14 protein-coding genes and 1 pseudogene are annotated in these 13,238 nt (G+C 55.6%); 11 read left to right on the forward strand and 4 right to left on the reverse strand.

Annotated elements, in window-relative coordinates:
- The first annotated feature begins 131 nt into the window (after window positions 1-131).
- The 5 genes from AC3WKX_RS20260 to AC3WKX_RS20280 all read left to right on the forward strand — a co-directional run bounded on the left by AC3WKX_RS20260 (window position 132) and on the right by AC3WKX_RS20280 (window position 2,541).
- Window positions 132-959, forward strand: coding sequence for a DUF932 domain-containing protein (locus AC3WKX_RS20260; protein WP_102605286.1), 828 nt, complete (start codon window positions 132-134; stop codon window positions 957-959).
- A 54-nt stretch (window positions 960-1,013) separates the two neighbouring features.
- Window positions 1,014-1,436 carry a hypothetical protein gene (locus AC3WKX_RS20265; protein ID WP_102605287.1) on the forward strand — a complete coding sequence of 141 codons (423 nt, stop codon included), beginning with the start codon at window positions 1,014-1,016 and terminating at the stop codon, window positions 1,434-1,436.
- A 23-nt stretch (window positions 1,437-1,459) separates the two neighbouring features.
- Window positions 1,460-1,765, forward strand: a complete 306-nt coding sequence (locus tag AC3WKX_RS20270) for a TrfB-related DNA-binding protein (protein WP_102605288.1) — start codon at window positions 1,460-1,462, stop codon at window positions 1,763-1,765.
- Window positions 1,766-2,014: 249 nt separating this feature from the next.
- On the forward strand, window positions 2,015-2,266 hold the full coding sequence (locus tag AC3WKX_RS20275) for a hypothetical protein (protein WP_102605289.1): 252 nt from the start codon (window positions 2,015-2,017) through the stop codon (window positions 2,264-2,266).
- Between the two features lie 38 nt (window positions 2,267-2,304).
- Window positions 2,305-2,541: an antirestriction protein ArdR gene (locus AC3WKX_RS20280; protein WP_492577158.1), complete on the forward strand. Its 237-nt coding sequence runs from the start codon at window positions 2,305-2,307 to the stop codon at window positions 2,539-2,541.
- Between the two features lie 744 nt (window positions 2,542-3,285).
- Here AC3WKX_RS20280 and AC3WKX_RS20285 read toward each other — a convergent pair.
- From AC3WKX_RS20285 to AC3WKX_RS20300, 4 genes are all read right to left on the reverse strand, one after another.
- The gene (locus AC3WKX_RS20285; RefSeq protein WP_102605291.1) at window positions 3,286-4,071 is read right to left on the reverse strand and encodes a SprT-like domain-containing protein; all 786 of its coding nucleotides are present in this window, start codon (window positions 4,069-4,071) and stop codon (window positions 3,286-3,288) included.
- Between the two features lie 138 nt (window positions 4,072-4,209).
- The gene (locus AC3WKX_RS20290; protein WP_102605292.1) at window positions 4,210-4,596 is read right to left on the reverse strand and encodes a hypothetical protein; all 387 of its coding nucleotides are present in this window, start codon (window positions 4,594-4,596) and stop codon (window positions 4,210-4,212) included.
- 3 nt (window positions 4,597-4,599) lie between these two features.
- Window positions 4,600-5,319 carry a StbB family protein gene (gene stbB / locus AC3WKX_RS20295; RefSeq protein ID WP_102605293.1) on the reverse strand — a complete coding sequence of 240 codons (720 nt, stop codon included), beginning with the start codon at window positions 5,317-5,319 and terminating at the stop codon, window positions 4,600-4,602.
- Window positions 5,316-5,771, reverse strand: coding sequence for a TraD protein (locus AC3WKX_RS20300; protein WP_102605294.1), 456 nt, complete (start codon window positions 5,769-5,771; stop codon window positions 5,316-5,318). Before AC3WKX_RS20300 ends, stbB begins: the two co-directional genes overlap by 4 nt.
- A 429-nt stretch (window positions 5,772-6,200) precedes the next feature.
- Between AC3WKX_RS20300 and AC3WKX_RS20305 the strand changes: the two genes are divergently transcribed.
- The 6 genes and pseudogenes from AC3WKX_RS20305 (at window position 6,201) to tnpC (ending at window position 13,219) form a co-directional block, all read left to right on the forward strand.
- Entirely contained in the window at window positions 6,201-6,593 is a 393-nt protein-coding gene (locus tag AC3WKX_RS20305; RefSeq protein WP_256579805.1) for a hypothetical protein, read from the forward strand.
- The gene (locus AC3WKX_RS20310; protein WP_102605295.1) at window positions 6,586-8,142 is read left to right on the forward strand and encodes a type IV secretion system DNA-binding domain-containing protein; all 1,557 of its coding nucleotides are present in this window, start codon (window positions 6,586-6,588) and stop codon (window positions 8,140-8,142) included. Before AC3WKX_RS20305 ends, AC3WKX_RS20310 begins: the two co-directional genes overlap by 8 nt.
- A 10-nt stretch (window positions 8,143-8,152) precedes the next feature.
- Window positions 8,153-11,089 (forward strand): MobF family relaxase, encoded by a 2,937-nt coding sequence (gene mobF, locus AC3WKX_RS20315; RefSeq protein ID WP_102605296.1) that lies wholly within the window; start codon window positions 8,153-8,155, stop codon window positions 11,087-11,089.
- A gap of 75 nt (window positions 11,090-11,164) precedes the next feature.
- Window positions 11,165-11,914: a hypothetical protein gene (locus AC3WKX_RS20320; RefSeq protein ID WP_219730591.1), complete on the forward strand. Its 750-nt coding sequence runs from the start codon at window positions 11,165-11,167 to the stop codon at window positions 11,912-11,914.
- A gap of 422 nt (window positions 11,915-12,336) precedes the next feature.
- Window positions 12,337-12,857, forward strand: a pseudogene (locus tag AC3WKX_RS20325) (Tn3 family transposase); the annotation flags it as partial.
- Window positions 12,854-13,219 carry a Tn3 family transposase post-transcriptional regulator TnpC gene (tnpC, locus tag AC3WKX_RS20330; RefSeq protein ID WP_102605297.1) on the forward strand — a complete coding sequence of 122 codons (366 nt, stop codon included), beginning with the start codon at window positions 12,854-12,856 and terminating at the stop codon, window positions 13,217-13,219. The pseudogene AC3WKX_RS20325 and the gene tnpC, both read left to right, overlap by 4 nt.
- Window positions 13,220-13,238 lie beyond the last annotated feature (19 nt).

Genomic DNA, 13,238 nt, shown 5'->3' on the forward strand with positions numbered 1-13,238 from the left:
AAATTAGATTGTACTAATAGTTGACTCGTAACCGTTCTTTTGCGATAATTTCTACGTCGAAGCAATACCGCTAAGACAGCCTGGAACCAGCGGCGGCAACCGCCCAGGCAAATCGCGAAGGAGATTCAAAAATGCGTCTATCCAGCAGCTTCCGCAACCCTTGCATGGTTCGCAGCAACACCCCTTTGACTAATGACGAAATCGCGCGTGTAGCGCCGTCCATTTTTGCCGTCGAAGCGCACGACAGCCGCTCCGATCGCTACCGCTACATTCCTACCGTCGACGTGCTTACCGCGCTTCGCGCAGAAGGGTTTGAACCCTTCATGGCATGCCAAACCCGCGTGCGTAACACCGACAAGATCCAGCACACCAAACACATGATCCGTCTGCGCCATGCGTCCAACATCATGGACAAGGAAGCCAACGAAATCATCCTGCTCAACAGCCACGACGGCACCAGCAGTTACCAGATGATGGGCGGTTGCTTCCGCTTTGTGTGCGCTAACGGTCTTGTGCTAGGAGAAGCCGCGATGGATCAGAAAGTCCGTCACAGCGGTCGTCAAGACGTGATCGGCGAAGTCATCGAGGGGGCATATGAGGTGCTGGACCAATTCGCACTGATCGAGGATCAGCGCGAAACCATGAAGCAAATCCAGATTCGCCCCGAGCTGCAACACGCTTTCGCCGAGGCTGCATTAGCGTACCGCTACGACCCAGCCGAAGGCCCGGCGCCGGTGACAGCTTCACAGCTGCTCATGCCTCGCCGCCGTGAAGATCGCACCGATGATCTCTGGACCACATTCAACCGCGTACAGGAAAACACCATCAAGGGAGGGCTTGCAGGTCTCAACAAGCAAGGTCGCCGCACCAGTACCCGCGCCGTCTCCGGCATTGACCAGGACGTGAAGCTAAATCGCGCCCTTTGGGTTCTGGCTCAGCACATTCGCGAAGCCGCCTAACAAGTCCAGGCCGGGCGCTACACGCCCGGCCTACCTCGCAAGGAGAAAGCCGCCATGCAGAAAGTTTTCTTTGTACCAGGTCAGACCACAATCATTGACTACGCCCGCGAGATTGGCCCCAACATGTGGGCCGCTCGCTGCAGCTGGCTAATGTTGCCGGAGATTCGCGTGCGTCACCCCGGCGCAGTTCTTGACGATCAAACCGCTTTCCTGCAGGCACAGGAAGCGGCCAACGGCACCAAGCCTGCGCGCATCACTGAGGCACGCTTTGATTTTGCGGTCAGTCATGGCCAGGTGCTGGACTACTTCGCCGATGACACCGGCGATTCATTCATACTGCAGGCCCCCGAGGTCGGCGATTTGGTGCGCGTGTATGCCCGTTGTTTCGGTCATTGCTGGTCGTTCCTGTGTCTGCCGGTCATTACCCATAGCGAGATCCGTTCCCGGATCCGCACAGCGGTGGCCACGGATCATTGACCACTGAAAAACGGAGTTACTACATGCAGTCGATTTACACCGCCGAGGACTGGAAAAGAATATCGCCGGTATTCGCCTCGCGTCGCTTGGCGGTCTCTACGGTAGAGATTGCCAAGGCCATCTTGGTTGATGGCCAGCGCCCGCAAGACGTGGCCAACGCTAGGGACATGTCTAAGCAGACCGTTCACGCAGCTGTGAAGCGCGTTCGGGCAATCCTGGACGAGCAGGGCGCCAGTGAGCTGGTGCCGGTGCTGGTGTGGCTGCCGCCCGAGCTGGCCGAGCAAGTCAAGGCAATGGCCAAACCATACCCCCAACCTAAAACGAAATGATCGACACGGGGAACCTGCAGAAATGAAAACAGCCACATCACGACGCCAAAAAATCCTATTCGTTGGGTTGGCCATCTTTTTGGTTGCCGGATGGATTCAACAAAAATACGCCAAGAATCGCGCCGAAGCCGACTATGAAAGTCACTGCGCGGAGATTGCGAAAAACCCGGCCCGGATGCCGTGCCTAACCCCAACACCCCCCGCAATTCCATTGCCAGCCCAGGGTTAGATTTCTACAAGGAGTTGTTTATGAGTAAACCGTTTTCCAGTCACCTCGCGTTCGGCGTGGTCGCTACTGGATTCAGCTTTTCGTTGTGCTCCACTCTGTGCGCGTTCTTCATTGCCGGCGACAACATGACGATGATCGACTTTCGCCGAGCTTTGTTGCGTGAGCAATGGTTCTGGTATGCCGTGTTTGTGTGCGTACTTTTGAGCTATATCGTTCGCTACATGTGGCCTCGGCTCAACCCGCCACATAGCGCAATTTCCACTGATTCGTGAAGAGGTGCCGCATGCAACACTCAATCTCTGACCTTCGAATGATCGCCCGTGAATGGCGAAAAAAGAACGAGGAACAAACAGGAGGGATCGTGTGTATTTGGGAGCGGTCTGCCTTCTGTTGGAAAAACGAACTGCGCGACCCTAACCATGAACGACCAGGTGTGTACGCGGTTTTAGAAGATGGCCAAGTGTTTATTGCCGAAGGTGGTGATTATTCGAACGGGGCCAAACAGTGGGTAGAGGTTGCCCCCGCAGCCAACAAGAATCCCGCCTAGATCCACTCCCTGATTCCCCCCTACTGTGCGTGCCCCCTTCGGGGGGCGGCTGTCGTGAACCAAGCCCTGGCCAAAAGCGCGCCAGGTCTTGGCCCTTCGGGCTTCCATCCTCACGCCTCCGGCCTTCGGCCTGCGCGCTCCGCTTGCTCTGTAACGGCACAGGTGATTTTCTCCCGGTGGATCTAAAACCATCCGGCCTTGCGGCCGGGCGCTGCAGCAACTCACGGCTTAGATCAGCGCCCGGCTCAGGAAATCGTCCTGCAGTTGCCCACCGCCCGGGCAAACAGCACGCCCGGCCCGTGGACAACTGCACCGCTCGCTCTGGCCTTTGTTGGGCCTCGCTCGCTGGACGATTTTTCGTGCGTGAGCTCCTGCAGCGCAAAAGCAGCCTTCGGCGACCAAGAGCTGCGCCCTTGGATCCGCAACCATTTTCCCCGGCCACCTGGCCGGTCGCCGCTGGGCTCACGTCCTAGATCTGCGCACGACTCAGGAAATCGTCCTGCAGTTACCCACCGCCCAGGCAAAGAGCGCGCCTGGACCGTGGATAACTGCACCGCTCGCTCTGGCCTTTATTGGGCCTCGCTCGCTGGACGATTTTTCATGCGTGAGCCCAACGGCGAAAAAGCAGCCTTCGGCGACCAAGAGCTGCGCTCTTGGATCCGCAGCTCATACGTCGCCTGACCGGCAGCGGCCAGCCGCAATCAACTGACGTTCATTCTGAAACGTCAGACATTTGCGACCGGCTCAACTGGGTGATGGATCTGCAGGGACTTCCACCAGTTCTTTTGAATCCACGAACAGCACCTTGCAGTCGACGCATTGCACGCGACCGCTCAAACCAGGCTTACCCCACAAATTCAAATGACAGCTCGGGCATGTGTATTTGCGCTTGTTCTTCGGATCCTCGGGGTTTGTGGCAGGTGTCAGCAACCCCGCCGAGGTTAGCGCCAGTATGTCTATCGTCGGATCAGCCACAGGCTGTTCGACGGGTTTTCCATCAGGCCCATAAAGCTGGGTCGCTGACATGGCCACCCTTTGGGTAACCACGTCAATCCAAGAAAGCATACCGCCCTGTTCAATCAGTTCCTGGCATGCAACAGCGAATGGCCCACCATCAATGATGTAGTGCGTCATCTGCTGGCCGCATTGCTTACCACCTGGCTCACCTGTATCGGACGGCATCAGTCCGATGGACTTCATTTTGTTGGCCCACTCGCGGTTGTGGTAGCCGCTTCGTGATCGCGTGCCGAAGTGGTCTTGCCACTGATGAACCTGTTCATGTGCAAGCGTGGAAAGCGTCTGATCAATCCGACGATGCGCGAAGTACGCACAGTTGAGCGCAATCTCATCGCTTTTTCCCGCGCCGTTCCGGAGCAGGAAACGCGACGGCGAGAAATACCCAAACGTGTTGGCTTTTCGCTGCAGGGTGAAAATGCAGCCGGGCAACTGCCCGCCGAACAACTTTTCATTGAACCAGTCGTAGGCCCCTTCAATTTCTTCGTAAAGCTGCTGACTTGGCGTTGCGGACATAAGGACTCCTTTCTCGCATGCGAGAAAAACCCCAAAGCCTGATTACCAGCGGCGGGGAGGGTGTAATTCGTGGGAAAGCATATCCTGTATCGTACTATACAGGATACACCCCAAAAAAAGGGGGACGTACCCCCTCGATCAACCGAACAGTCCGAGCTGCTGACCTACAACCATGAGAAGTGCGCCGATGACCACACCGGCGCCGATGAGCATTGCGCAAAATCCCACGGCGCGGCGCTGCGCTTGCGCAGTGATCAGATTGGCCGAACTCCGGTTTATCTCATTACCGATCCTTGCGACCGCTTCGCGCCCGGCAAGGATCAGTGCATTGCGCTCCTTTTCCATCATGGATTCGAAGTTCATCTGCGACTGGAGCAGAGCCTTACCCGAGCCATCGCGCACGGCCTCGGAGATCTTCGCCGCCAACTCGCCGTCGACCTGTTCCAAACGACGGACGAGCGCGTCGAAATCTTCCATCATCTGCCCGACCATCGCTTCACGCGCTGTCGTAGCGTCCTTGGCCATCGCTTACTTCCCCTTTCCAAAGAGCGTGGCGTACACCTGATCGAGGTTCTGCCAGGCCGACTTTGCCAGGCGCTGCACAGAGATCATCCGTTTGGCCTGTTCCTTTGCGGCGTCATCTTGCGCGGCTCGCAGTTGCTCGCGGTAATCCGTGGTGTCCTGCACCACAGCGGCGATGCTGGTTTTCAAAGCCCGGAGGCGTTCGAACACTTCGTTCGAGTAAATCACCGCATCACGCTTGAGCGTGAATTTCTTCTCCAGTTCGTGGAAACCCATCAGCGCTGCGAAGGTGTGCGGCAAGTCGTCCGCGTCGTCGATCTCGACCTTGTTGAAGACCACCAGAATCCGGCTGCGCGGAACGCCCAGCGCGGCCAGCGTCTTAATCGTGTTGATCGTGTCGGCTTGCTGTTTTTTCTCGGATACCGTGGGCACCAGGAAGAAATCGAATTCTTCGTGCGATCCTGCAAACTGGCCCATGTACTTGAAAAAATCCTCGACGTTGGATGCTCCAACGTCGACCACGGCGTTGTCTTCCGTCATGAGAATTTCCGACAACTCACCGAACTGGCGACCCTTGAGCCGCTCGATCTCGGCGGCATCATCCGATGCACCGGCATTGATCGTCTCTACTGCGAAACGTACGCCACCCATGCGTGGCGACAGGAGCGAATCGGACAAGGTGGTCTTGCCGGTGTTACCGCTGAAATTGACAACTGCGATTTTCATTTTGGCGTCCTTTTTCGACGGCCTGCATTCTCATACATGGCCAGATCTGAGGCGTTCTGATCGTCCCCAGGATTCATAATCTTGCTCAGCTCACTCGGCCCCAACGGGGCCGTTTGGCTGACCTTCGAGTCTGCATCTGTACCGTACGATACACCTCCGTCATTCTCTGGTGCCTCTCGCTCAATCACAGGTTGCATGCTTGGCATTGGGCTTGTCGTTTTGGTCTGTTTCTCGGGGTTTTGTCGTTGCGCTTTGCGATACCGATATAGATAACTTTTCAGCGTCTCCATGCTCAGTTCGATCCCCTGTTCTTTCAACACATCCAGGATCACTTGGCGACGTACACCCGCACTCAGTTGTTGCTCAATCAATGGCATCACCTGGCGTATTTTCGCTGCCTTTGACTCAGGCCCTACCGCCATCAGTGCATTCGTTAGATCTTTGTCGGCCATTTTGCACCCTATCTGCACCCCTATTGCACTCTATGTGCATCTTACTCGCCCCCTACCTGTAGTCAAGTTGCACTCTTCCTGCTCTCTTGTAGCACCCTTCTTGCACCCTTTCTGCATACCATCTGTGCTACCCCCCTACGGCCTTCGGCCTGACTAGTGGATACGCCCTTAACAAGAGCTTCAACTTTTCCCCTTAACAGGGTCAAAGTCTCAATACACAACACGCACCCCCCTAGCGGGAGGTGAAAGCCGCGCTGTGCGCGGCCTACAGAGCAAAATCAATTTTTTTATGCGCTATACATATGTATTACAAAAGTACAATTTAAACCAGCAAAATCAAGCTTTTTATGTATTACATTTGCTATACGCAGTTTCGGCAGTTATCGTTAGGCCTGAATATGCCCCATTTATGGCTCAGCGAGGACCACCGTGGCGAAGACACTTCCCATACGTTTGAACGACGACCAAGAGGCTCGGCTAGAGCAAGCGGCGGCGTTGGCGGGCTACAAACACTTGTCTACCTTCGTGCGTGACAGGGCTCTGGCCAGCGAGAAATCGGGTGGCCGACAGACCGATTTGGACAGCTGGGCAGATCAGCAACGCATGCTTGGTTTGCTCGAAAACGTCAGCCAGGCTCAGGCGGAAAATCGAACCCTTTTGACTATTGCCGTCTACTTGCTGCGCCAAAGTTTGCAGCAGGGAAAGGTCAACCAATTGCGTGCTGAACTCAGCCATCTGGCCGATGCCGATCAGTTGATCAGTACGCTGTTGCCAGAGCTGGCCAGCGACATCGAACGTCTATCAGGAGAGGACAATGCATAAAAGAGAAGTCGATTCTGCAGTGATGACAGCCGGTTTCGGGTTGCCGATCGCTGGATGGGCAGCAGGCGTTTATTTGGCGCAGATGCCGTTGACGCCATTCCCAGCAGCGTTCAAAGAAACGCTTCACAACGGCTGGCACAACCCGATTGTACTGGGGGCCACAATTGCCACTTCAGCAGTCGCCGCTTCGCTGGTTTATTACCTGTACGAGTATTGTGACGATGGGTTTCGGGGCGAGCAGTACCAAGAATTTCTGCGGGGCTCGGAGATAAAGAACTGGCATACGGTCAAGGCAAAGGTGCGCCGCCGCAACGAGAAGACCAATCGCGAGCGGAAAAAACGGGGGCTTGGAAAGTCTGATCCGATCATGATTGGCAAGCTGCCTATGCCTTTGCACCTTGAAGATCGAAACACAATGATCTGCGCTTCTATCGGTGCCGGTAAGTCCGTGACGATGGAAGGCATGATCGCCTCGGCGTTGAAACGTGGTGATCGGATGGCCGTTGTCGACCCGAACGGCACGTTCTATTCGAAATTCAGTTTCAAAGGCGATTACATTCTCAACCCATTCGACGCTCGCTCCGCTGGCTGGACGATCTTCAATGAGATCCGGGGCATCCATGACTTCAACCGGATGGCCAAGTCGATAATTCCACCCCAGGTCGACCCGAGTGACGAACAGTGGTGCGCGTACGCACGCGACGTATTGTCCGACACCATGCGCAAGCTGAAAGAAACCAACAACCCGAACCAAGACACGTTGGTGAATTTGTTGGTGCGGGAGGATGGCGACACCATCCGCGCTTTCCTGGCCAACACGGACTCCGAGGGCTACTTCCGCGACAACGCAGAGAAGGCAATCGCCAGCATCCAGTTCATGATGAACAAATACATTCGTCCCCTGCGCTACATGAGCAAGGGCGATTTTTCCATTTATCAATGGGTGAACGATCCGAATGCCGGCAATCTGTTCATCACTTGGCGGGAGGACATGCGTGACACCATGAAACCGCTGGTGGCCACGTGGATTGACACCATCTGCGCAACGATCCTCAGCTCTGAGCCCATGACAGGCAAGCGGCTATGGCTGTTCCTCGACGAGCTGCAGTCCCTCGGCAAGCTGGAAAGCTTTGTTCCAGCGGCGACCAAAGGGCGGAAACATGGTCTGCGTATGGTCGGCAGTCTGCAGGATTGGTCCCAACTCAACGCCAGTTATGGCCGTGACGATGCGGAAACGCTGCTTTCGTGCTTCCGAAACTACGTCATTCTCGCTGCAGCGAACGCCAAGAACGCAGGCATGGCCAGCGAAATCCTCGGCTCTCACGATGTGAAGCGCTGGCGGAAATCCTACACCGCGGGCAAGTTGACCAGGACCGAGGAAGTCACGCGGGATGAGCCGGTGGTTCAGGCGTCTGAAATCTCCAACCTTCCAGATCTGGTCGCCTACGTGAAATTCGGTGAAGACTTCCCGATCACCAAGGTGAAGACGCCGTACATCGATTACAAAGAGCGCGCCCAGGCAATCATGATCACCGGTCAAGCCGCGTAACGAGGTAGCCATGTTCAATGTTACCTCTATCAAGGGGAGCAACCAGTACGCTGCAGCTGGCTACTACACAGCTGCAGACGATTACTACGCAAAAGAGTCCCCCGGTGAATGGCAGGGAATTGGCGCCGAGCTTCTAGGACTGGAGGGGCCAATCGACCAGAAGGAGCTGGCCAAGCTTTTTGACGGCAAGCTTCCGAACGGCGAAGTGATGCCCAAGACCTTTGATAAGGAAACGGGTAATCGCCGGATGGGTTTGGATCTGACCTTCTCAGCTCCAAAATCTGTCTCGATGCAGGCTCTGATTGCCGGTGACAAGGACGTGGTCGCGGCGCACGACCGCGCAGTGACCAAAGCGATGGAGCATGTCGAGAAACTGGCGCAGGCCCGCCGAAAAGAACATGGCAAGTCCATGCTCGAACGAACGGGCAATCTCATCATTGGTAAATTTCGGCATGAACTCAGCCGCGCCAAAGATCCTCAGTTGCACACCCACGCCGTAGTCATGAACGCGACACGGCGTGAGGATGGTAAGTGGCGAGCAATACACAACGACGATATTTTCAAGATCCAACCGCAGATTGACGCCATGTACAAGGGCGAGCTGGCCAAGGAGCTGCGCGAGCTGGGCTATGAAATCCGGGTTTTAGACAAAGAAGGGAATTTCGAGCTGGCCCATATTTCGAGGGACCAGATCGAGGCGTTTTCGAGTCGGGCCAAGGTGATCGAGGAAGCGTTGGCCAAGGACGGCAAAACACGGAGCAACGCCACGGCCTTGGAAAAGCAGATCATTGCGATGGCCACCAGGCCACGCAAAGACGAGCGCGACCGTCATTTGGTCAAGGAATACTGGGTCACCAAGGCGAGAGATCTAGGTATCGAGTTCGGCGGCCGCAGTCAGCTTGATAACCGCGAGTACGGCAGGCGCTCAGAGAGCATCCATGCAGAACACAATCTGCCGGAAGGCATCACCCCAGGCCAGGCAGTGGTGCAATACGCCATAAACCATCTGACCGAACGTGAGCAGGTTGTCGGCGAGTCAGATCTGCGCACAGCTGCACTACGGCGCGCCGTTGGCTTGGCTTCGCCATCCGAAGTCGACGATGAAATCAAGCGTCTGGTGAAACAGGGATCACTGATCGAGTCGCCACCATCCTACAGGATGGCCACTGGTACGGAGGGGGCCGCGCTGTCACCTGCAGGATGGCGCGCATTGCTGAAAGAGCAAAAGGGCTGGAGCGAAAAGGAAGCCCAGCAGTACGTCAAGATGGCGATCAGCCGTGGCTCTTTAGTTGAAGTTGAAAAACGGTACACCACTCAGCGGGCGTTGAAACGTGAAAAGGCGATTCTTGCCATCGAGCGCAGCGGACGTGGCCAAGTCGCGCCGCTGTTGAGCAAAGAGCAGGTAGCAAAAGCACTGGAGGGCTCAACACTATCTGCAGGCCAGTATCAGGCCGTGGAAGTGATCGTTAGTACGAGCAACCGATTCGTTGGCATCCAGGGCGACGCCGGTACCGGCAAAACTTACTCAGTTGATCGCGCTGTTAAGTTGATCGAGTCAGTCAACAACGCCATGACCGAGCGGTCGACAACGACCGATGCGGCTTTTCGTGTCGTCGCTTTGGCCCCCTACGGCAACCAAGTAACCGCTTTGAAAAACGAAGGGCTGGACGCTCACACACTCGCTAGTTTTTTCCATACCAAAGACAAGAAGCTGGATGAGCGGACAATCGTTGTACTCGATGAGGCTGGTGTAGTCGGTGCCCGTCAGATGGAGCAGCTGATGCGACTCATTGAGCAGTCCGGTGCCCGACTGATCCAGCTGGGCGACACCAAACAAACAGAGGCTATCGAGGCTGGCAAACCCTTCGCCCAGTTGCAGCAAAACGGTATGCAAACTGCGCGGATCAAGGAAATTCAGCGACAGAAGAACCAGGAACTAAAAATTGCTGTTCAGCATGCGGCTGATGGCAACCCGGGAAAGTCACTTGAGCATGTCAATCATGTTGAAGAATTCCGGGAACCTGGCCAACGACACCAAGCCATCGTTCGTGACTACATGTCGTTGACGCCGCAAGAACGTAAAGAGGTATTGATCGTCGCCGGTACGAACAAGGACCGCAAACAGATCAACACCATGACAAGGGAGTCGCTTGGGCTTGTAGGCAAGGGCAAAGAGCTGGCTACGCTCAACCGAGTCGACACCACACAGGCCGAACGCCGGTACGCACCAAGCTACAAAAAGGGAATGGTCGTACAACCCGAGAAGGACTACATAAGGGCTGGCCTGTCCCGAGGGGAGCTGTATACCGTTGACCAGGCCCTGCCCGGAAACGTGCTGGTGGTAAAAGACAAGAACGGGAACCGCGTTGAGTTTAATCCTCGGAAGCTGACCAAGCTCAGCGTGTACAACCTTGAGAAACCAGAATTTTCCGTTGGCGATCTGGTGCGGATCACCCGCAATGATCAGAAACTGGATCTCACCAACGGCGACCGAATGCGGGTTGTTGGGAATGCCAATGGCGTCATCGAGCTGGCATCCCTCAAAGAGAAAGACGGCACGCCAGAACGGGTAGTTGCCCTCCCAACTAATCGGCCATTGCATCTAGAGCACGCCTATTCCGCTACCGTCCACAGCGCCCAAGGTCTTACAAATGATCGAGTGATGATCTCCATCAACACGAAAAGCCGGACGACTTCACAAAACCTTTGGTACGTGGCCATCAGCCGGGCAAGACACGAAGCGCGCATCTATACGGACTCAATAGCCGGATTGCCTGCCGCCATTGCAAACCGTTACGACAAATCCACAGCCCTGTCATTGCAGCAGGCGCGAGAGCGTCAACGTAACGAGTCCATCAAGCCGCGCACGGTGTTGGACGGTAAGGCGCTGGAACGCAAACAGCGTTCCGCCCTGGACGGAGCGAGCGCAGGTAAATCAGGCGTGTAGATGATTTTTTGAATTGTGATGAGAATATGGGTTCCGGTATTGCCGGAACCTTTCGCATTTAGATGACAGGATTTTATGGCTGATTGGAAGAATATAGGCCAGGCCAGATGGTATGACTGCAAGCTGGGGACCATGAGAGACGAGGACTTGGCTCAGCTTGTCGGTACGAAAAAAAACGTAATTCGTTACCGGCGTCAGCTATTCGATATCGAAGCTTGGAATGTAAGAATTGCCATCGAGCCCTACCGGCATTTGTTGGGCATAGAATCAACTCGCACTGTAGCGCGCCTTTGCGGGGTTTCTGCCTACAGCGTTGATCAATACCGCAAATCTTTAGGGGTCAAGGCCAAGCCAGGACCGCCCTCACTCCCAAAGCCAAAGCGTTTCCCGGTCAACCATCCGTTGCGGCCCTACAAGCCACTCTTGGGCATCGTGCATGACCAGGACGTGGCCGATCTCGCAGGCGTTTCAAAAACAACGGTTCGAAACTGGCGTGAAACTTTGGGCCGTCCCCCTGCTAAACCATTACCCAAGGAACCAGCAACGCCCCGGCTAAAAAACTATGTCGGTCCGTGGCTCGGTTACGAATCTCTGTTCGGATCGATGTCAACGGCGAAGATCAGCCGCGCCGTGGGCGTACCCTTTGCCGTTGTAGAACAGCGGCAGAAGTTTTTAGGGGCGACTCCATATCAGCGGGTTTCAAAACTGGCCCGGTACCAGCATTTGATCGGACTCATCCCAATTGGCCTGTTAGCGAAACTCGCCGGCGTTTCCATCAGTCGCGCAGGTGAATTCCGAAACAAGGTGTTGGCTGAGCAGAACTAGGATCGCCGCTGGCAGCCAGGGGTGCCCCCTGGACGGCAGAACAAAGCAACACCAAGGGCGCGGCCCTTGTCAACGCGCTGGGGTCGCCCAGGCCTCGGTTGCGCGGGGTGGTGAAGCTATCCCACACACACCGGCGCAGACTGGGGGTCACTGCGCACCGTCAAGCAGAATACGCCTGCGGCGGTCCTGCGGACGCGGAACCCACCTTCGGCGGGGCCCCCGCCATTCCACTTGACCGCGCTTCGTTCTGACAGGGGGTTATGCCGAGATAAAGGAAAATTAGGACATTCGTCCTGTAACCTTATGATATAGCTTAGGTTTAACTTTTTCCTGTGTTGCCTTTCCTCGTCCCGAGTTTAGCCGTCTATGCTGAAGCTTTTGCTTTTTCTTGAGGGAAGAATTCCATGGCCTCTCTGGAGCGGACAGCCTATTCAGACACTCAAGGCCAGTCCGCCACAGTATTTGCCTTCACCCATTTGCTGGGCATCAATCTAATGCCTCGCATCCGCAACTGGCGCAACCTGATCATGTATCGGCCCGATCGCTCGGCAAAGTACAAGCACATCAACAGCCTCTTCACGGACACCGTCAACTGGAGCCAGATAGAGACCCATTGGCAGGATCTGATGCAGGTGGCCCTGTCGATTCAGGCTGGCAAAATATCTTCTCCAATGCTGCTGCGCAAACTCGGTTCTTACAGTCGGCGCAACAAGCTCTACCATGCAGCGCAGGAGCTGGGATGTGTAATCCGGACAATTTTCCTGCTCAAATGGATCGGCAACCGTGAGTTGCGCCAAGAAGTAACAGCCAATACCTGACCAGCAACGTCAAACGCTTTGGAGAATTCAATCTCAGCCTCAAGCGCCCCCCGGAGCCCTGGATCAAGGACTCCATTTTCCAGCAGGCTGCGGATTCGATTCGTGGGCATGAGGAGACGAACTGATGCACATTCCACCTGCTTCGTTTCGAGTGACGCCCTATGGGGAAGTCGATGCCAAGGCTCTTGAAACCTTGCGCGAGCGCTACGACACCTCTCAAGTGCTTCGGATGGTCGAACGTCTGGATGCCTGCCTCGCTGAAATCGGAGGGATCGGTAGCATTAGAGATGATCTCTTACGCCTGCACGCGATGGCACTGACGGTGCTGGAGGGTGCTCCTCTATCCATCCCCACAGCCGATGTGGACAGTATTTGGCAGGAAGCCGAGCGGCTACAGGATGATCTCGTAGCTTTAAGTTCCTGCTTGAACTCTACTTACGAGCAGCTGAGCCCTTTAGTGGAGCTAGCTCCTGATTATCAGCTCTAAGTCTGTGTGATGAACTGGC

The sequence above is a fragment of the Pseudomonas sp. GP01-A4 genome, assembly GCF_058780865.1.